Raw genomic sequence first — 18,422 nt, forward strand, 5'->3', positions numbered from 1 at the left:
CTTACCTTTCTGACTAATATTGAAAACTTATTTCTTGTTCAGGAAATTCGAGAGGTCGGGCGCACCGCCGCCCAGACCGGGAAGTCCGCCGGGCCCACCAAGTCCGGGCATGGCAGCGCCAAGACCGCCTTTGCCGAACAAGGCACCCAGCCCCTTCAGGCCGCCCATCTTCTTGATCTGCTTCATCGCCCGCTCCATTTCCTGGTGCATTTTCAGAAGCTTGTTCACATCCTGCACTTGCGTGCCGGAACCCTTGGCAATGCGGATCTTGCGCTTGGCGTTGAGCAGGTCGGGTTTCAGGCGTTCCTTGGGCGTCATCGAACCGATGATCGCATCCATCCGCAACAGCACCCGGTCATCCATCCCGCCCTGCTGCATCGCCGCCTTGGCCTTTTTCATGCCCGGCATCATGCCCGCCAATGCGCCCAGCCCGCCCATCGATTGCATCTGCTTGAGCTGCGTGCGCAAGTCGTTGAGGTCAAACTGGCCCTTGGCCATGCGCGCGGCCATGCGCTCGGCCTCATCCGCCTCGATCGCCTGCGCGGCCTTTTCGACCATGGAGACGATGTCGCCCATGCCCAGAATCCGGCCCGCGACGCGGCTCGGCTGGAACACTTCCAGTGCGTCCAGCTTTTCGCCGGTGCCGGCAAACTTGATCGGCTTGCCGGTGACGGCCCGCATCGACAGCGCCGCACCGCCGCGCGCATCGCCGTCCATCCGGGTCAGGATCACGCCGGTCAGGTCAACCTGTCCGGCAAAGCTTTGCGCGACGTTCACCGCGTCCTGCCCGGTCAGCGAATCGACGACCAGCAGCGTTTCCTTCGGCACCGAGATCGACGCGACTGCGCGCATCTCGTCCATCAGCGCCTGATCGACGTGGAGCCGGCCCGCGGTGTCGAGCAGCAGCACGTCCACCGCCTGCAACTTCGCCGATTGCAGCGCGCGGGTGGCGATGTCGACCGGGGCCTGGCCCGCGATGATCGGCAGGGTGGCCACGTCCACCTGCTCGCCCAGTACTTTCAGCTGGTCCTGCGCGGCCGGGCGATTGACGTCGAGCGACGCCATCATCACCTTCTTGCCGTGCTTTTCCTTGAGCAGCTTGGCCAGTTTGGCGGTGCTGGTGGTCTTGCCCGAACCTTGCAGGCCGACCATCATGATCACCACCGGCGGCGCGGCGTTGAGGTCCAGTTCCGCGGTTTCTGCCCCGCCCAGCATCTCGACCAGCGCGTCGTTGACGATCTTGACGACCTGCTGCCCCGGCGTGACCGAGCGCAGGACCGACTGGCCCACGGCCTGTTCGGTCACGTCATCGATGAAGCGGCGGACAACCGGCAGCGCGACGTCGGCTTCGAGCAGCGCTATGCGCACTTCGCGCATTGCATCGCGGACGTCCTGCTCCTTCAGCGCACCCCGGCCACGCAGCTTGTCAAAGACGCTGCCGAGGCGATCTGAAAGGGTATCGAACATCCGTTCGCAAACTCCGTAACGCGAAAAAAGCCGGTGGGCGAAACCTCGCCGACCAGCTTGCCGCTAAGCACTGATTATTTACGGTGAATGGTGGAGCCTAGCGGGATCGAACCGCTGACCTCCTGCATGCCATGCAGGCGCTCTCCCAGCTGAGCTAAGGCCCCATTCATTCATCGCGGCTTGCCCCGAAGGACTTGCCATCCCCCAGCGCTTCCGCCGGGAGGTCGCCCCATTAGGTGCGACGTCCCGGCTTGGCAAGAGGGTTTTTCAAAACATCAAACGTCGTCGGTGTCGCCGCCGCTGTCCAGGCCGACGCCCAGATCGTCGTCACCGCCCAGGTCGACGTCGTTGTCCGGCGAATCGCCGTCTTCGTCGATATCCAGGTCTTCAGCGGCCAGATCGACGTCTTCCACGACGTCAGCCTTTTCCTTCTGGATTTCCTCATAGGGAATCGGCTGCTTCGATTTCAGCACCGCTTCCTGCGTCCAGGCATAGCCGCATTCGATGCACGTGATCGGGTCATCCTTGCCCAGATCGTAAAAGCGGGTGCCGCACTTCGGGCAGCCGTGCTTGGAGCCCCATTCAGCCTTGACCATGTCAATTCCTTGATACTGCCTGCCGCGAACCACCGCAGGCTGAAACTTTCAATTCGTATTGGAGACAGCTTGCGCTTGTCCCAGCGCGGCGCGCGCCTTGCCATAGCGCGCGCCCGCTGTCAAAAGCCGCGCGCATTGCATGACCCCCTAAAGCGAAAGCCCGCCCCCTTGTCCAGCGCCGATCCTGCTCAGCTGCGCCCCCGCCGCTTCGTTCCCGTTGGCCCGCTGAAAGGGCGCATTCGGGTTCCCGGCGACAAGTCGATCAGCCACCGGTCGATCATGCTGGGTGCGCTGGCGGTGGGCGAAACCCGCGTGACCGGCCTGCTGGAAGGCGAAGACGTCCTCTCCACCGCCGCCGCGATGCGAGCAATGGGCGCCACTGTGGAGCGCGTTGGTGACGGCGAATGGCGCGTGAACGGCGTGGGCGTCGGCGCGCTGCTCCAGCCAGAGGTCGCGCTCGACATGGGCAATTCCGGCACCTCGACCCGGCTACTGATGGGGCTGGTCGCCAGCCACCCGATCACCGCCAGCTTCATCGGCGATGCCAGCCTGTCGAAACGCCCGATGGGCCGCGTAATCGAGCCGCTGCGCCGGATGGGCGCGGACTTCACCTCCAGTCCGGGCGGCACCCTGCCCCTGATGCTGCGCGGCGCGGCGCCCGCCGTGCCGATCGAATACCGCCTGCCGGTCGCCTCGGCGCAGGTCAAAAGCGCGATCCTGCTCGCGGGCCTGAACACGCCGGGCATCACCACCGTGATTGAGCCGGTTCCCACCCGCGATCATTCCGAACGAATGCTGCGCGGCTTTGGCGCGCAGCTGGACGTTGACACCGACGCGGACGGCGTGCGCACGATCCGCATCGTCGGTGAGGCAGAACTGAAGCCGCAAATCATCGAGGTTCCGGGCGATCCTTCTTCCGCCGCGTTCTTTATCGTCGCGGCACTGATCGTTCCCGGCAGCGATGTGGTGATCGAGAATGTGGGCCTGAACCCCACCCGCGCAGGGCTGATCGAGGTGCTGCGCCAGATGGGCGGCCAGATCGAGGAACTCGACCCGCGCGAAGTCGGCGGCGAGCCGGTCGCCGACCTGCACGTGCGCCACTCTGCGCTGAAGGGCATCACGGTCGACCCGGCGGTTGCCCCCAGCATGATCGACGAATTCCCCGCGCTGTTCGTCGCCGCTGCGCTCGCCCAAGGCCGCACCGTCACTACCGGGCTGGACGAATTGCGCGTCAAGGAATCGGACCGGCTGGCGGTGATGGCCGCCGCGCTGAGCGCTGCGGGTGCGCGGGTGACAGAAACCGAGGACGGCCTGATCATCGACGGCACCGGCGGCGAACCGCTGCCCGGCACGGCCGCTGCGATTGCCACCCACCTCGATCACCGCATCGCCATGGCGATGGCCGTCGCGGGACTGGTCAGCACGAACGGCGTGGAAGTGGACGACACCCGCCCGATCGCCACCAGTTTCCCGGAGTTCGAGGCGCTGCTCGACGGGCTGCGGGCATGAACGAAACGCTCGCCAACGTGATCGGCCTGCTCGGCACGGTCTGCATCATCTTCGCCTATGGCTATGCCACCGCGCACCGCGCGCCCAACCCGTTCGTGCAGCACAGCGTGAACCTGCTGGGTGCAGCATTTCTGACGGTGTCGCTGCTGGTCAATTTCAACCTCGCCTCGCTCGTGCTGGAATTCTTCTGGGCGGCCATCGCAATCTGGGGTCTGGTCAGGGCCTGGCTTGAACGTGGGCGTCGGCGCGGAGCGGCGGCATGATCATCGCGGTCGATGGCCCCACCGCATCGGGCAAAGGCACTATCGCCAAGGCACTCGCCGCTGAGTTCGGCCTGCCGCACCTCGATACGGGCCTGCTCTATCGCGCGGTCGGGCGGCAGGTTGGGCTGAATGGCGGCAACCCGGATGACCCCGCCGCTGCGCTGGCTGCCTGCGCGTTCGCCGAGAGCCTGCTGGATGATCCGGAACTGCGCAGCGAAACGACCGGCGGCCTCGCCAGCCGCGTCTCGGTCCATCCGGGGGTGCGCCAGGCGCTGTATGAACGCCAGCGCGCCTTCGCGCTCCAGCCCGGCGGGGCGGTGCTGGACGGGCGCGATATCGGCACCGTGATCGCGCCGGAGGCGGAGGCAAAGCTGTTTGTCGTCGCCAGCGTACCGGCCCGGGCGGAGCGCCGGTTCAGGGAAATGCAGCTCCAGGGCCGGGATGTTGCGCTGGCCGACATCGCCGCCGATCTGGAGGCCCGCGATGCGCGGGACCGCTCGCGCGCCGAAGCGCCGCTGGTCGCCGCCCGTGACGCGGTTTTGCTCGACACATCGGACATGGGCCGCGATGAAGCCATTGCCGCTGCCATTGCCCATGTCAGGGCCATCGTAACGAAAGCTGCCGGATCATGCTGAAACTGCTCGCCGCGTCCACCCTGCTGCTCTCGGCCGCATGCGCGGTGAACGCCGCCGGTCCGGCCCAGCCCAAGCTGTCGAAATCCGCGCAGCGCGGCCTCGCCTTTGCCGAGCAGCGCTGCGCCGCCTGCCACGCCGTCACGGTCAACACCCCCTCTCCCAACCCGGAATCCCCGGCGTTCGAGGATATCGCCAACACCCCCGGCCTGACCCGCGAAACGCTGCGCACGTTCCTGCGCGATTCGCACAATTTCCCCGATGCGATGAACTTCAAGGTCCCCCCGCGCCGGAACCGCGATCTGGCTGACTACATGGTCACGCTGCAACGCCCGGATTACCGCCCGGCGATCTGATCCGCCCAGCGCCCGAACGCGCCCATTTTCCTTGCTTTTCCGCCCTCCCGCGCCTAAGCGCCGCCGGTCTGCAGGCCACACGGCTGCGCGGGCGCCTGCCATGGCATTCGGCCCGGCAGGCAGTTCGGCTACTTTTTGGCCCGCCCTGGCAATGGTGCTGCGGCGGAGAAAAGACCGGCGGATTCAACCGCCTGGCCGGAAAAAACGTTGAAGGAACTTAGCAATGGCTAGCAACCCCACGCGCGACGATTTCGCCGCGCTGCTTGACGAAACGCTTGGCACTGCCGCCGATGGTGGCTTTGAAGGCCGCGTCGTCAAGGGCACCATCACCGCGATCGAAAACGACAAGGCCGTCATCGACGTTGGCCTCAAGAGCGAAGGGCGCGTTGCGCTCAAGGAATTCGCCATGGCTGGCCAGCCCCACGGGCTGAAGGTCGGCGATGAAGTCGAAGTTTACGTCGACCGCGTTGAAAACGCCGACGGTGAAGCAATGCTCAGCCGCGACCGCGCCCGCCGCGAAGCCGCCTGGGACAAGCTTGAAAACGAATTTGGCGAAGGCAAGCGCGTTGAAGGCGTGATCTTCGGCCGCGTGAAGGGCGGCTTCACGGTCGACCTCGACGGCGCCGTGGCGTTCCTGCCCGGTTCGCAGGTCGATATCCGCCCCGTGCGCGATGTCGCTCCGCTGATGGACGTGCCGCAGCCGTTCCAGATCCTGAAGATGGACCGCCGCCGCGGCAACATCGTCGTTTCGCGCCGCGCCGTGCTGGAAGAAACCCGCGCTGAACAGCGTTCGGGCCTGATCCAGAACCTCGCCGAAGGCCAGATCATCGACGGCGTTGTGAAGAACATCACCGATTACGGTGCGTTCGTTGACCTGGGCGGCATCGACGGCCTGCTGCACGTCACCGACATGAGCTACAAGCGCGTCAACCACCCGAACGAAGTCATCAACATCGGTGACACCGTGAAGGTCCAGATCATCCGCATCAACCAGGACACCCAGCGCATCAGCCTGGGCATGAAGCAGCTGGAATCGGATCCGTGGGAAGGCGTCGCCGCCAAGTACCCGGTTGGCGCCAAGCTGCACGGCACCGTCACCAACATCACCGAATACGGTGCGTTCGTGGAACTGGAAGCCGGCATCGAAGGCCTGGTCCACGTTTCGGAAATGTCCTGGACCAAGAAGAACGTCCACCCCGGCAAGATCGTCTCGACCTCGCAGGAAGTCGACGTGCTGGTGCTGGAAGTCGATTCGGACAAGCGCCGCATCAGCCTCGGCCTCAAGCAGGCCCAGCAGAACCCGTGGGAAGCTTTCGCCGAAAAGCACCCGGTTGGCTCGACCGTCGAAGGCGAAGTCAAGAACGCGACCGAATTCGGTCTGTTCATCGGCCTGGATGGCGACGTGGACGGCATGGTTCACATGTCCGACATCGCCTGGGGCATCTCGGGTGAAGACGCGCTGGCGCTGCACCGCAAGGGTGAGCAGGTTTCGGCCATCGTCCTCGACGTCGATGTCGACAAGGAACGCATCAGCCTCGGCATGAAGCAGCTTGAAAAGGGCGCTCCGGCGGCTGGCGGCGTTGCCACGACGGGTTCGCTGCGCAAGAACGAAGTCATCACCGTGACCGTTCTGGAAGTCCGCGACGGCGGCCTGGAAGTCCAGGCTGGCGACGACGGCGCGACCGGCTTCATCAAGCGTTCGGACCTTGGCCGCGACCGCGACGAACAGCGTCCGGATCGCTTCCAGGTTGGTCAGAAGATCGACGCGATGGTTACCGGGTTCGACCGTTCCAAGAAGCCGAACTTCTCGATCAAGGCGCGTCAGCTCCATGAAGAGAAGGAAGCTGTGGAACAGTACGGTTCGTCGGATGCCGGCGCTTCGCTGGGCGACATCCTCGGCGCCGCGCTGAAGGCCAAGCAGTAAGCCTTACCCGCCGAAGTCCCCGCGCAGGCGGGGATATCGTGCGGGAAAGCGTCTGACTGGCTGAGACCCCCGCCTGCGCGGGGGATCAGACAACACACAAAAGCCCGTCCGGAGCGATCCGGGCGGGCTTTTGCTTTGACGCCTTTTGCTTTGCTAACGCCGCGCTATGGTGGGTGCGGGAGAATACCGCATGCTTGAAATCCACCAGTTCGCCTGCCTGTCCGACAACTACGGCTACCTGATCCACGATCCCGCCAGCGGCGAAACCGCCTGCATCGACACGCCCGATGCCGACGCCTGTTTGCATGCCGCGCAGGAACGCGGCTGGCAGATCACCCAGATCTGGAACACCCACTGGCACCCCGATCACGCCGGGGGCAACGCCGCGATCAAGGCCGCGACCGGCTGCATCGTCTCCGCCCCGGCAGAGGTAGAGCGAATCGCAGCGCCCGACCGCGTGGTCGCACATGGCGACACGGTGACGCTGGGCGACTTCACGGCGCAGGTGATCGACGTGTCCGGCCACACCAACGGCCATGTCGCCTATCATCTGGCGCAAGCGGGCGCGGCGTTCGTCGGGGACGCGGTGTTCGCGCTGGGCTGCGGGCGGATGTTCGAAGGTCAGCCGGACCAGTTCTGGGCCAGCCTGACGCGGATCAAGGCCCTGCCGGGCGAAACGCTGCTCTATTGCGCGCACGAATACACCGCCTCGAACGCGCGCTTTGCCCTGCACGCCGATCCCGACAACGCGCAGTTGCAGGACTACGCCGCGCAGATCACCAAGGCGCGGGCCGAAGGGCGGCCCACCGTGCCAACAGTGCTGACGCGCGAGCTGCTGACCAATCCGTTCCTGCGCGCCGACGATCCGGACCTGCAAGCGCGGTGGGCCACTCACGGCGGTAAAGTCGGAGATGCCATAGCCACCTTTGCCGCCCTGCGCACCGCCAAGGATACCTTTTAACCCACCCCGTTCGAGTTTGCCGCCCAATGAAAGCCCTGCTCGTCGAAGCGCTCTCACCCGACCTGTCGGGCACGCGTCTGGCCGATTTGCCGGACCCGGTCCGCCAGCCCGGCCAGCTGCTGGTCAAGGTCCGCGCGAGTTCGCTCAACTTCCCGGACCTGCTGATGACGCGGGGCGAATACCAATTCAAACCGCCGCTGCCGTTCGTGCCGGGACTGGAGCTGGCGGGCGATGTGGTGGAGGCCGATTCGGGCAGCCCCTTCCCGCCCGGCACCCGCGTATTCGGTGGTCACAAGACCGGGGCGATGGCGGAATATGCGGTGGTCGAACCCGGTTCGGTCCAGCGCATTCCTGATGGGCTGAGCTATCCCGCCGCTGCCTCGCTCGGCGCGGCCTATGTCACCGCTTACACCGCGCTGGTCGAGATCGGCGGGCTGAAGGCCGGTCAGTGGGTGCTGATCCACGGCGCGTCCGGCGGGGTCGGACTGGCGGCGGTGGAACTGGCCAAGCGGCTGGGCGCGCGCGTGATCGCCACCACCGGATCGCCGGACAAGGTGGAACGCCTGCGCGCGGCCTGCGCGGCTGATGCCGTGATTTCGGCCACGGGCCGGTTCCGCGACGCGGTGATCGAACTGACCGGCGGGGCCTTGTGCGACCTCGTGTTTGATCCGGTCGGCGGCGATGTGTTCGATGAAAGCACCCGCTGCGTCGCGTTCGGCGGAAAGCTGCTGGTGATCGGCTTTGCCGGGGGGAGAATCGCCGATATTTCGACCAATATCCCCCTGATCAAGGGCTTCTCGGTCGTAGGGGTGCGCGCAGGCGAATATGCCCGGCGCTTTCCCGCGCGCGGCACCGCGATCCGCGCCGCCGTGCTCGATCTGGCCGCAGCGGGCCAACTGGTCCCCCACATCGACCGGACCCTGCCGCTCAGCCGCTGGCGCGAGGCGTTCGCGGCGATGGCCGGGCGCGAAATCATCGGCAAGATCGTGCTGGAGCCCTGAGCGGAACCCCAGCACCACGACGAAAAAGGGCGGCCCGAAGACCGCCCTTTTCCCTCTCCAGCTCTCTATCCCGTCAGAGGCCGCCGATCGCCTCATCCACCAGAACCTTGTCGGCCTTGGCGTTGTGGTTGGCGGCGATCAGGCCACGTGCAGCGGCGGTGGCCGCTTCGGCTGCCTTGGCGCGCAGTTCTGAAACCGCGCCGCGCTGTGCGGCACCGATCTTGTCTTCCGCCATCTTTTCACGGCGGGCGATCAGTGCAGTGGTGTCAGTCTCTGCCTTCGCGATGATCGCGTCGGCTTCGTTTTTGGCGTGGGCCAGCATCTCGGCGGCATCCTGTTCGGCGCCAGCGATCTTGTCGGCATATTCCTTGCGCAGTGCTTCGGCTTCGGCGCGCAGCGCCTTGGCTTCATCCAGCTGCTTGCGGATCTCGGCAATGCTCGAATCCAGACCCGACGTGATCAGGCCCGGAACCTTTTTCCAGACCATCAGGAGGATCAGCGAGGTCATCGCCAAAGCCACCCACATGCCGGGATTGATGAACCCGAAGGCCACCGGCTGGGGGTGCGCGGCGCTTGCCAGCAGGGTGAGATCAGCCATGGAGCACCTCCTTGACCGCGCCCTGGGCAGCGGCGGCATCCACCGTTACGCCCGCCAGCCGAGCGACGATGTCGCTGGCCGCTTCGGCGGCAACGGTTTCAATTTCCTTGAGCGCATCGCCGCGTGCGGCAGAAATGCGGGCTTCCGCTTCACCGACGCGGGCGTCGATCGCGGCGCTGGCCGAAGCCAGCCGGACTTCGCTCGCCTTGGCCGCATCCAGTTTCGCCGCAGCGATCACGGACTGGGCTTCGGCGCGCTGGGCGTTGGCCTGGACGCGCCATGCCTCTTCCTCGGCATCGGCCGCATTCCGGGCCGCTTCAGCAGCGGCAAGGTCAGCGGCGATCTGCTGGTCGCGCGCTTCCACAGTCGCCATGACTTTGGGCACCATGCCCCGGCCAATGGCGAAAAAGACGAAGCCGAAGAAGATCAGCAGCCAGAAGATCTGGCTGGAGTACGTCTCGGCAAGCTGCGAGATTTGAGGCATCGGGGCGTCCGCATCTGCCCGGCAGGCCCTGCCCCCGGATGGGGGTCAGGAACCGGCCGGTCGGTCAGTATTGGGGTGCGTGCGTCAGGCGACGAAGATCAGGATCATCGCGACGACGAACGACAGCAGGCCCAGAAGTTCGGCGGCCGCGAAGCCGATGAACAGGCGGCCCTGCTGGCCGTCGGCAGCGCCCGGGTTGCGCAGTGCGCCTTCCAGGAACGAACCGAAGACGTTGCCCACGCCGATGGCGGCCATGCCGGCACCGATTGCAGCCAGACCAGCGCCGATCAGCTTTGCGCTTGCAGGTTCCATGTCAAAACTCCTTTTCTCGAAAATTCGTGTGGTTGAATAACAAACTTAGTGAAGGTTTTCAGCGTCGTTGAGATACAGCGAAGTCAACAGCGCGAAGACATAGGCCTGAATGCCCGCGACCAGCAGTTCCAGCGCGCAGATCGCAATCATCAGCACGAAGCTGGGGATGCCGATCATCGCAGCCCAGCCGGGCCCGGCGTTGGTGCTGTCGATCACGAAGCTGGACAACACTTCCAGCAGCACGTGGCCGGCCATCATCGCCACGAACAGTCGCAGCGCGAGGCTGAACGGGCGGACCAGGAAGGAAACCAGTTCGATTACCGGGATCAGCCACATCAGCCACAGCGGCGTGCCGTGCGGCACGAACAGCGAGAAGAAGTGGAACCCGTGACGCCAGAACCCGACGACCAGCACGATCGCGAACGACAGGATCGCCAGCACGCCGGTGACCGAGAAATGGCTGGTAAAAGTGAACGGATGCAGCCCGACCAGCGCCAGTGGCAGCAGCCCCAGCAGGTTGGCAAACAGGATGAACATGAAGATCGAGAAGATGTAGGGCACATACTTCTTGCCGGCCGGGCCAACATTGGCGGCGAGCAGGTTGTCGATGAACCCGGTGAAGCTTTCCACCGCCATCTGCCAGCGGCCGGGCACCACCTGGCGCTTCAGCCCACCAGCCACGAACACCCACAGCACGACGGCGGTGATCGCCATCCACAGCGCGGAATTGGTGAATGCGATGTTGTAGCCTGCGATTGCCCAGTGATCGGTGCCGAACAGCGGCTCGATCGTGAACTGGTGCATCGGATCCACTTTGGCCTGTTCGGCTGCCACGCGTCCTGCCTCTTTCACTTCGTCTGATGCACAACAGCACCCTTATTTCGGGCGCTGCGTCGACATCCGGATGATGTTCCTGAAAGCGACGAATATCCCGAGGGACATCACCACCAACAGACCCCAGGGCGTGGTTCCGGCAAAATGGTCAATGACCCAGCCCAGAAACGCACCACCACCAATTCCCCCCAGCAATTCCGCCAGGACCCGGTTGCCCATGCGATAATTCGCATCCGCTTCCGCGCCGCCAGACGGCTTGTTGCGCTGTTCTTCGCGCTCTTGTGCGGCCTTGAGCCGCGCTTCGAGCGCTTCGATCCGCGCATCTTCGCCAACAGGGTCTCGGGCGGGTTGATCGTCATTCATGCCACGGTCCCTTTCGCAAGGTTTCCACGGCACGGACAACGGCTGCCCACCGAGGGCATCGGCCCCTTAGGCAGAGGCCAGTGCCGAGTCAACCGCTAGGAAAAGGCCTCCCCAAGCGGGTTGCTTGGAGAGGCCGGGTTGTCACCGAAAATCGGGGGGTAAAAAGCCCGTCAGCCAGGCTGGTTATTCAGGCTGGGCACTTGTTGTTGCGCAGCGGCGGTTCGCTGGTGCGGGTCTGCCAGCTGCCATCGGGGGCCTGATACTTTTCCCCCGGCGCGGTTGCCAGGATCAGCTGGCAGCCGGAGGTGAAGCCATAGTCGTCGATCGTCGCCTTCTGGGCGGCGGCCTTTTGCGCATAGACTTCGCGGCGCTTGATGTTGATGTCCTCGCCAATCTTGCGCACTTCGGCAGACGGCGGCGTGGGATAGCCCAGGAAGCCGTCGGTCTTTTCGCCCACCTTGCCGGCGGCACGCGCGGCGGCGTAGGCCGGATCGCGCTGCTGCGCCGAAGCGGAGGCCGACAGGGCCATGACGGCAAGCGCCAGGCTTCCGGCCAGCAATGTGGCGGGCCTGCGCTGCAATTGGTCGGTAAGGCCAAACATGATGTATTCTCCAACCCGTTAAAAGATATCAGGATTTTCCTTGATCGTGTTCCCGGCATCCGCCGCGAGCCGATAAACGACTTCCTGTTTGATGTTGATGTTCAGTTCGATCACGATCGGCTTGTCCGGCGCATTTACGGAAATGCACCCGCCGAGCGCCAGCGCGCTGCCCATCACCACTCCCAGTCGGCTCACACCAGACCAGGCCGACCACCGTTTCCCGAAGCGCGTTCCCTGCATAGTGCCGGTATTCGCAATCCGGGCGCGGTTGGTCAATGCATGGCGCTTCATGGCTTGTTCCTGCTGACTGGGGGGTGAATGGCGGGTTGCGCCGGAATGGCGGCTGGTGGGGTTGGCAGCGGTGTCGGTGCCGAAGTCGGTGCCGGTGCGGGTGCCGGGGCCGGTATCGGCGCGGGTGTCGGCGCGGGCGCTGGAATCGGTCCGCCCCCCGCCCCCGGCAGCCCCAGCACGCGCGGGTCGATCACATAGTCATCGTCGTACATCGACTTGAACGACGTCACGAGCCGCAGGAACGGCGCGCGGATGTTGACGTTGAACTGGATTGGCAGCTTGCCGATGCTGCGGGTGATGAAGTTGCGCTTGGCCCCTTCCCCCTGCCGCACACCGTCGATTTTCATCCGGGTCATGATCTCGCCGTCCAGCGCGCCTTCCAGGCCGATCTCCATCCGGGTGAAATCGAGTGAGCGCAGCGTCTGGAACGCGAAATTGCCCATCGGCGAAAGGTCTTTGTAAGTCAGTTCACCGACATAGGAAATATTCCCGCCCGGCGCGCGCGAGATCAGCATTCCGCCGCGAATCCAGCCGCCCTGTTCATCGAACACCAGCGGCAATTCGCCGTCGAACGTGCCGGTGGCTGCGATGTTGCCCAGTTCCAGCCGTTCGACGAACCTGGCCGCGTTGATGCCGGTAACCTTCAGGGTATAGCGCCGGGTTTCCGGCACGCCCAGCGCCATCCGGGTTGGCAGCAGTTCCAGCGTTCCGTCGATGAACGGCCACTTCGCCCCGTTGATCGCGAGGATGTGATCCGGCAGCAGCGCAAACGACATCTCGCCGTCGTAAACCTCGATCCCCGGATTGATCGCGGCGATTTTCAGGCGCTGGTCGGGCGCGGTGACGAGGCCCAGCAGGTCGGTGAACTCAACCGTGCCGGAAACGCCGCTGGTCGGACCGAACGCCGCTGCGAAATCAAGCTTTTCCGTGCCGAACTTGCCAGTGCTGGTGACCGCGTCGGGCGTCCAGTCGATCCGCCCCGTGCCGCTGACCGTGCCGCGCGCATTGGCGATCACGCCGAGCGCCAGATGGGTGAGCGTGTCGGGCTGGACCGCCTTGTCGAACAGGATGCCGGGGACCGTCAGATCGGCATGGCCGCGCGCGGATGCCAGATCGTGGGCGATTGCGGCGTGCATCAGTTCGCGGTCGCTGGCGGGTTCGCGCAGCGTGGCATTGGCGGCGATCTGGTTATCGCGCAGCGTCAACGTCGCGTCGCGGGCGATCAGCGGGCGGAACCGGTCATCCAGTTCGCGGTCTTCCAGCTGGAACGCGGCGGCGGAGATGCTGAGCACGCCGTTTGCATAACGCCAGTCCCCCTCGGCCCCCAGAATGTCGAGCGGGACCGCGCCGAGCCGGACATCGCTGCCAGAGAACCGGCCCGCAATATCATCGCCGATCCGCGCGGTCAGGTTGGTGATCTGGAAGCGGTTGGCGCTTTCGGCCGGGCCGAGCAGGATATCCAGCTTCGCCGCGGCCAGCGCGCCGGGAATGGCGAAGCCCACCGGGCCGCTGGCGATCCGGATCGGGGTGCCGCCCAGCCGCCCCGAAACGTTGAGCGAGGGCGCTCCGGCCGCGAACCGCACTCCGCGCGCATCGCTGCGCAGGATCGCGCCGCCGCGCGGCGGGCACAGGGTCAGCTTGCGGCTGTCGATGGTCAGGTTCGCCAGCGTCAGGCTGTCAAACGTCAGCGGCAGGCACTTGCGCCCCGCCGCCAGCCCGCCGCGCGCCGACCAGTTGCCGTCCAGCGGCACCACCAGCCGCTGCGCAAACCCGCCCGGCAACTTGCCGCTGGCAATGGCCGTGCCGGAAAAGCCGACCGCCCCGTTCGGACTGATCACCAGTGCCAGTTCGGGCAGCGCCAGCCGCGCATCGGCGGCGCGGTATTCCGGCATCCGGAACTGACCCAGGATCGTCCCGCCGGGGCGGCGTTCGATCCGGCCATCCAGCCGGGGCAGGCCCGCCCCGCCGGTCACGACATTGCCGGACAACTTCAGGCCGGTGCGCCCGCCCGCCGCCAGCTGGAACCGTGACAGGGCCAGCACATCGGCCCCGCTGCCGCCGCGCAGCACCCCGCGCGGGATCACCAGACTGGTCAGCTCACCGGTCTGGCGCAGCGTGTAGCCGGCAGCCAGGCGGCTGCCGCGCCCTTCGCGGGCCAGCCCATGCCTGATCTGGGTCAGCAGCGGCCCGCCCAGCGTGGCATCGAGCGAGCGCGCCATATCCGCCAACTGGCCGTCCAGCGTGCCGCCGGGGCGCACATCGCGGCCCGTCAGCGAACCTTCGCTGTCAAACGCGGCCAGCTTGTCATGGCTGCGGATCATGCCTTCGGCGGCCAGCCGCGATGCGGCCAGCGCGCCGGTCACGCCCTGCGCCGTCAGTTGATAGCTGGTGGTCAGATCGCCGCTCTTGAACGTGAAGCGCGACACGCCGGTCAGCGCGGCCGCGCCTTGCCCACCGAACCGTGCGCTGCCCGTGGTCAGACCGGCCTGCCCGCTGAGCGCATCGAACGCGGCATTGGCGGTCGCATCCAGCTGCACCGCCACAGTCCGCAGCCGCAGCGCCTGCCTGGGACAATCGAACGCGGCGATCCGCAGCGGCCCCTTGAAGCCCAGTTCGCTGTTTTTGGTGGCAATCGCGCCATAGAGCGAACCGCCCGCCACGCGGCAATCGCCAGCGGTCAGGTTCGGCGCGGCGGCTGCCAGTGTTCCGGCAAACCCGGATTTGAGATTGCCCCGCCCTTCGGCCTTGATCCCGACCGCGCCGTACTCGCTGTCCAGCCGGGCGCGGCCATCCTCCAGCACCAGATCCATGTCGGGCAGGCCCTCAGGGCGGCCGCCCGCGCCGCCATCGAGCAGCGGATCGAGCGCGCCCAGCGTCAGCTTGCCCTGCCGGATGGTGCCAAACAGCCGGGGCCGGATCAGCGTGACGTTGCTGACGGCGGGAATCCCGAACGTCGGCGTGATCTCGATTATCGCGCGCTCGATCGTCAGGTCGGGCCGTGCCGGATCGCCGACCACGACGTTGGTCAGCACCTGCCGCGTCGCACCGACCGATTCGATCTTGTAGGTGGCGGGCAGGTTGAGCTGTTCCAGCTGACCTGCAATCACCTTGTCGGCAATCGTCTCGCGCTCGATCCAGACGATGGTCAGGCCCAGCGCCGTCGCGCCCAGCAGGCCGCCCGCGATCCACCGGCGCTTGCGGCGCGGGGTCAGCGTCGGCACTTCTGCCGTGTCTTCAGAAGGTTCAGCCTCTGGCGCGTCCATTGCCTTAGCCTTGCGCGTTCGACCGTTGAAAGGCAATGCAGCATTGGTCAACGGCAGGAACCACAGCGTGCCCGAAGCGGAAACCGAAGTGGAACAGGAACAACATCATGGCGCCGGTCATCGCGCCCGGCTGCGTGAACGGTTGCTGACCGGCGGGGCCGAGGCGCTGGCCGACTATGAAGTCCTGGAATATCTGCTGATGACCGCGATCCCCCGGCGCGACGTGAAACCGCTGGCCAAATCGCTGATCGCGCGGTTCGGCAGTCTGGCGGGCGTGTTCAACGCCGATGCCAGGGCGCTGGCGCTGCATCCCGGCATGGGCGAGACCAGCACGGCCGCGCTGAAAGTGGTCGCGCTCGCCGCCCGCCGGCTCGCCCGCACCGGGGTGCAGGACCAGCCGCTGCTGGCCAGCTGGCAGGCGCTGATCGATTACCTGACGATCGACATGGCGCACCTCAACCACGAACGGGTGCGGGTGCTCTATCTCGATTCGCGCAACCGCCTGATTCTGGATCACCACGTCGGCGACGGCGATGTCGATCAGGCCGCGATCCATCCCCGGCAAGTGGTGAAACAAGGGCTGGATGTGGGCGCGGCTGCGCTGATTCTGGTCCATAACCACCCCTCCGGCTCGCCCGAGCCCAGCCGCGCCGATATCCAGATCACCAACCGGATCGTCGAGGCGGCCAGCCTGATGGGGATGACTGTGCACGATCATGTGATCATCGGGCGGCAGGGGCATGTTTCGCTCAAGGCCAAGGGACTTATCTAGGATGTGCGTCGCTGCCATTGCCTGGACCGCGCATCCGCGCTGGCGGCTGGTCGCTATGGGCAACCGCGATGAATACCACGCCCGCCCCACCGCACCGCTGGCGCGCTGGGCAGGCGGCATGATCGCCGGGCGCGATGAACAGGCGGGCGGGACCTGGCTGGGTGTAGCGGACAACGGCCGGTTTGCCCTCGTCACCAATTTCCGCGTCGATGGCTATCCCCTGCCCCACCTCGCGTCGCGCGGCAGCCTGGTGGCCGACTGGCTGACCGGCCAGCCGCTGGGCGATCTGGCGGGGATGAACCCGTTCAACCTGTTCACCGCCAGCCCGGACGGCGCGCAATTCGTGACCAATCACCCCGTCCCGCAGCACGCCCCCCTGCCCCCCGGCATCCACGGGCTGTCGAACGGCCCGTTTACGCAGCCCTGGGGCAAGACCCGCAAGCTGGAAGCGCCGCTGGGGGAGTGGCTGGACGCGGACGCGCCGCCCGAAGCCCTGTTCGCCGCCCTGGCCGACCGCACGCCTGATCCGCAGAACGATCCCGCTGGCCCGGCCCCGGATTTCTCCGGCGTGTTCATCGCCAACCCGGTCTACGGCACCCGCTGTTCGACCGTTGTGGCGGTCGATCACGACGGGCATGGGGTAATCATGGAGCGCCGGTTCGGGCAAGACGGTGAGGCAACCGGCGAGACGGCAGTCACCTTCCACTGGCCCGCCTGAATTCGCCGCGGATCCACGCTTTCGGCGCACAGTTTTCACGTTCCGGGGGCTTGCCCTTCCCGCCCCATCACCTTAGCGCGCGGGCGAAGTGTGAAGGAGTCGAACATGGTCCCCCGTTATGCCCGCCCCGCGATGGTTGCCATCTGGCAACCGGAAGCCCGCTACAAGATCTGGTTCGAGATCGAAGCGCACGCCACGCAGAAGCTGGGCGAACTGGGCGTGGTTCCGGCCAGCGGCGCGCAGGCGCTGTGGGACTGGTGGGCAACGAACCCGGCGATCGACGTCGCCGCGATCGACGCGATCGAAGCGGTTACCAAGCATGACGTGATCGCGTTCCTTGACTGGGTGGCGCAGCAGGTCGGCCCCGAAGCGCGCTTCATGCATCAGGGCATGACCAGCAGCGACGTGCTGGACACCACGCTGGCGGTGCAGCTGGCCCGCGCCGCCGACATCCTGCTCGAAGACCTCGACGCGCTGCTCGCCGCGATCAAGCGCCGCGCATATGAACACAAGTACACCCCCACCATCGGCCGCAGCCACGGCATCCATGCCGAGCCGACCACGTTCGGGCTGAAACTGGCGCAGGCCTATGCCGAGTTTGACCGCTGCAAGGCGCGGCTGGTCGCGGCGCGCGCCGAAATCGCCACGTGTGCGATTTCGGGCGCGGTCGGCACATTTGCCAACATCGACCCCTCGGTTGAAGAATACGTCGCGGCCAAGCTGGGTCTGGCGGTGGAGCCGGTCTCGACGCAGGTCATCCCGCGCGATCGTCACGCGATGTTCTTTGCCGTGCTGGGCGTGATCGCCAGCTCGATCGAACGGCTCGCCATCGAAGTGCGCCACTTGCAGCGCACCGAAGTGCTGGAAGCGGAAGAATACTTCTCGCCGGGCCAGAAAGGTTCGTCGGCGATGCCGCACAAGCGCAACCCGGTGCTGACCGAAAACCTGACCGGCCTTGCCCGCGTGGTCCGCGCGGCGGTGACCCCGGCGATGGAAAACGTGGCGTTATGGCATGAGCGCGACATCTCGCACTCCTCGGTCGAACGCTACATCGGCCCCGATGCAACCATCACGCTGGACTTTGCGCTGGCCCGCCTGACCGGGGTGATCGACAAGCTGCTGGTCTATCCCGAACGGATGCAGAAGAACCTCGACAAGATGGGGGGCCTGGTCCACTCGCAGCGGGTGCTGCTGGCGCTGACGCAGGCCGGGCTGGAACGCGATGCGTCCTATCGCCTGGTCCAGCGCAACGCGATGAAGGTGTGGGAGTCGGACGGCCAGCTGAACCTGCTCGAACTGCTGAAAGCCGACGCCGAAGTCACCGCTGCCCTCTCGGCCGAACAGCTGGAAGACAAGTTCAACCTCGATTATCACTTCAAGGCAGTCGACACGATTTTCGCGCGCGTTTTCGGCGAATAGGCGTCGCCCTTTCCTTCACCTGCGTTCCGGCCTAGCATGGCCGGAGCGACCCGCTTTA

General features: G+C 65.9%; 20 protein-coding genes and 1 tRNA gene. 10 read left to right on the forward strand and 11 right to left on the reverse strand.

The window, feature by feature from the left end; genetic code table 11:
• Nucleotides 1-27: 27 nt before the first annotated feature.
• From ffh to Q8Q53_RS06245, 3 genes are all read right to left on the reverse strand, one after another.
• Nucleotides 28-1,467 (reverse strand): signal recognition particle protein, encoded by a 1,440-nt coding sequence (gene ffh / locus Q8Q53_RS06235; protein WP_305700902.1) that lies wholly within the window; start codon nt 1,465-1,467, stop codon nt 28-30.
• 88 nt (nt 1,468-1,555) lie between these two features.
• Nucleotides 1,556-1,631: transfer RNA gene (locus Q8Q53_RS06240), tRNA-Ala, on the reverse strand.
• Nucleotides 1,632-1,742: 111 nt separating this feature from the next.
• A complete protein-coding gene (locus Q8Q53_RS06245; RefSeq protein ID WP_305700903.1) occupies nt 1,743-2,063 on the reverse strand; it encodes an FYDLN acid domain-containing protein in 321 nt (106 codons plus the stop codon).
• Nucleotides 2,064-2,231: 168 nt separating this feature from the next.
• On the opposite strand from Q8Q53_RS06245, the gene aroA reads away from it, so the two are divergent.
• The 7 genes from aroA to Q8Q53_RS06280 all read left to right on the forward strand — a co-directional run bounded on the left by aroA (nt 2,232) and on the right by Q8Q53_RS06280 (nt 8,709).
• Nucleotides 2,232-3,572 carry a 3-phosphoshikimate 1-carboxyvinyltransferase gene (gene aroA, locus Q8Q53_RS06250; RefSeq protein ID WP_305700904.1) on the forward strand — a complete coding sequence of 447 codons (1,341 nt, stop codon included), beginning with the start codon at nt 2,232-2,234 and terminating at the stop codon, nt 3,570-3,572.
• Nucleotides 3,569-3,835 carry a permease gene (locus Q8Q53_RS06255; protein WP_305700905.1) on the forward strand — a complete coding sequence of 89 codons (267 nt, stop codon included), beginning with the start codon at nt 3,569-3,571 and terminating at the stop codon, nt 3,833-3,835. Before aroA ends, Q8Q53_RS06255 begins: the two co-directional genes overlap by 4 nt.
• On the forward strand, nt 3,832-4,470 hold the full coding sequence (locus Q8Q53_RS06260; RefSeq protein WP_305700906.1) for a d(CMP) kinase: 639 nt from the start codon (nt 3,832-3,834) through the stop codon (nt 4,468-4,470). Before Q8Q53_RS06255 ends, Q8Q53_RS06260 begins: the two co-directional genes overlap by 4 nt.
• Nucleotides 4,464-4,823 (forward strand): hypothetical protein, encoded by a 360-nt coding sequence (locus Q8Q53_RS06265; RefSeq protein WP_305700907.1) that lies wholly within the window; start codon nt 4,464-4,466, stop codon nt 4,821-4,823. Before Q8Q53_RS06260 ends, Q8Q53_RS06265 begins: the two co-directional genes overlap by 7 nt.
• Nucleotides 4,824-5,046: 223 nt before the next feature.
• Nucleotides 5,047-6,747 (forward strand): 30S ribosomal protein S1, encoded by a 1,701-nt coding sequence (rpsA, locus tag Q8Q53_RS06270; protein ID WP_305700908.1) that lies wholly within the window; start codon nt 5,047-5,049, stop codon nt 6,745-6,747.
• A 190-nt stretch (nt 6,748-6,937) separates the two neighbouring features.
• Nucleotides 6,938-7,708 (forward strand): hydroxyacylglutathione hydrolase, encoded by a 771-nt coding sequence (gloB, locus tag Q8Q53_RS06275; RefSeq protein ID WP_305700909.1) that lies wholly within the window; start codon nt 6,938-6,940, stop codon nt 7,706-7,708.
• Nucleotides 7,709-7,734: 26 nt separating this feature from the next.
• Nucleotides 7,735-8,709, forward strand: coding sequence for an NADPH:quinone oxidoreductase family protein (locus tag Q8Q53_RS06280; protein WP_305700910.1), 975 nt, complete (start codon nt 7,735-7,737; stop codon nt 8,707-8,709).
• A gap of 73 nt (nt 8,710-8,782) precedes the next feature.
• Here the strand turns inward: Q8Q53_RS06280 and Q8Q53_RS06285 are convergent, their stop codons facing one another.
• The 8 genes from Q8Q53_RS06285 to Q8Q53_RS06320 form a co-directional block, all read right to left on the reverse strand.
• Nucleotides 8,783-9,307, reverse strand: a complete 525-nt coding sequence (locus Q8Q53_RS06285; protein ID WP_305700911.1) for a hypothetical protein — start codon at nt 9,305-9,307, stop codon at nt 8,783-8,785.
• On the reverse strand, nt 9,300-9,791 hold the full coding sequence (locus tag Q8Q53_RS06290) for an ATPase (RefSeq protein WP_305700912.1): 492 nt from the start codon (nt 9,789-9,791) through the stop codon (nt 9,300-9,302). Before Q8Q53_RS06290 ends, Q8Q53_RS06285 begins: the two co-directional genes overlap by 8 nt.
• Nucleotides 9,792-9,875: 84 nt before the next feature.
• Nucleotides 9,876-10,103, reverse strand: coding sequence for a F0F1 ATP synthase subunit C (locus tag Q8Q53_RS06295; protein WP_101798446.1), 228 nt, complete (start codon nt 10,101-10,103; stop codon nt 9,876-9,878).
• A gap of 45 nt (nt 10,104-10,148) precedes the next feature.
• Nucleotides 10,149-10,937 (reverse strand): F0F1 ATP synthase subunit A, encoded by a 789-nt coding sequence (locus Q8Q53_RS06300; protein WP_305700913.1) that lies wholly within the window; start codon nt 10,935-10,937, stop codon nt 10,149-10,151.
• 42 nt (nt 10,938-10,979) lie between these two features.
• Entirely contained in the window at nt 10,980-11,300 is a 321-nt protein-coding gene (locus Q8Q53_RS06305; protein ID WP_305700914.1) for an AtpZ/AtpI family protein, read from the reverse strand.
• A 187-nt stretch (nt 11,301-11,487) separates the two neighbouring features.
• Entirely contained in the window at nt 11,488-11,901 is a 414-nt protein-coding gene (locus tag Q8Q53_RS06310) for a YdbL family protein (RefSeq protein ID WP_305700915.1), read from the reverse strand.
• A gap of 18 nt (nt 11,902-11,919) precedes the next feature.
• Nucleotides 11,920-12,192 carry a YnbE family lipoprotein gene (locus Q8Q53_RS06315; RefSeq protein ID WP_305700916.1) on the reverse strand — a complete coding sequence of 91 codons (273 nt, stop codon included), beginning with the start codon at nt 12,190-12,192 and terminating at the stop codon, nt 11,920-11,922.
• Nucleotides 12,189-15,455, reverse strand: coding sequence for a YdbH domain-containing protein (locus tag Q8Q53_RS06320; RefSeq protein ID WP_305700917.1), 3,267 nt, complete (start codon nt 15,453-15,455; stop codon nt 12,189-12,191). Before Q8Q53_RS06320 ends, Q8Q53_RS06315 begins: the two co-directional genes overlap by 4 nt.
• A 67-nt stretch (nt 15,456-15,522) precedes the next feature.
• Between Q8Q53_RS06320 and radC the strand changes: the two genes are divergently transcribed.
• The 3 genes from radC (at nt 15,523) to purB (ending at nt 18,364) form a co-directional block, all read left to right on the forward strand.
• The gene (radC, locus tag Q8Q53_RS06325) at nt 15,523-16,227 is read left to right on the forward strand and encodes a DNA repair protein RadC (RefSeq protein ID WP_305701149.1); all 705 of its coding nucleotides are present in this window, start codon (nt 15,523-15,525) and stop codon (nt 16,225-16,227) included.
• 1 nt (nt 16,228) lies between these two features.
• Nucleotides 16,229-16,945 carry an NRDE family protein gene (locus tag Q8Q53_RS06330; protein WP_305700918.1) on the forward strand — a complete coding sequence of 239 codons (717 nt, stop codon included), beginning with the start codon at nt 16,229-16,231 and terminating at the stop codon, nt 16,943-16,945.
• Between the two features lie 105 nt (nt 16,946-17,050).
• Complete coding sequence (purB, locus tag Q8Q53_RS06335) at nt 17,051-18,364, forward strand: adenylosuccinate lyase (RefSeq protein WP_305700919.1); 1,314 nt, start codon at nt 17,051-17,053, stop codon at nt 18,362-18,364.
• Nucleotides 18,365-18,422: the final 58 nt, after the last annotated feature.

This window comes from Novosphingobium sp. (assembly GCF_030699305.1).
Classification (GTDB): Bacteria; Pseudomonadota; Alphaproteobacteria; order Sphingomonadales; family Sphingomonadaceae; genus Novosphingobium.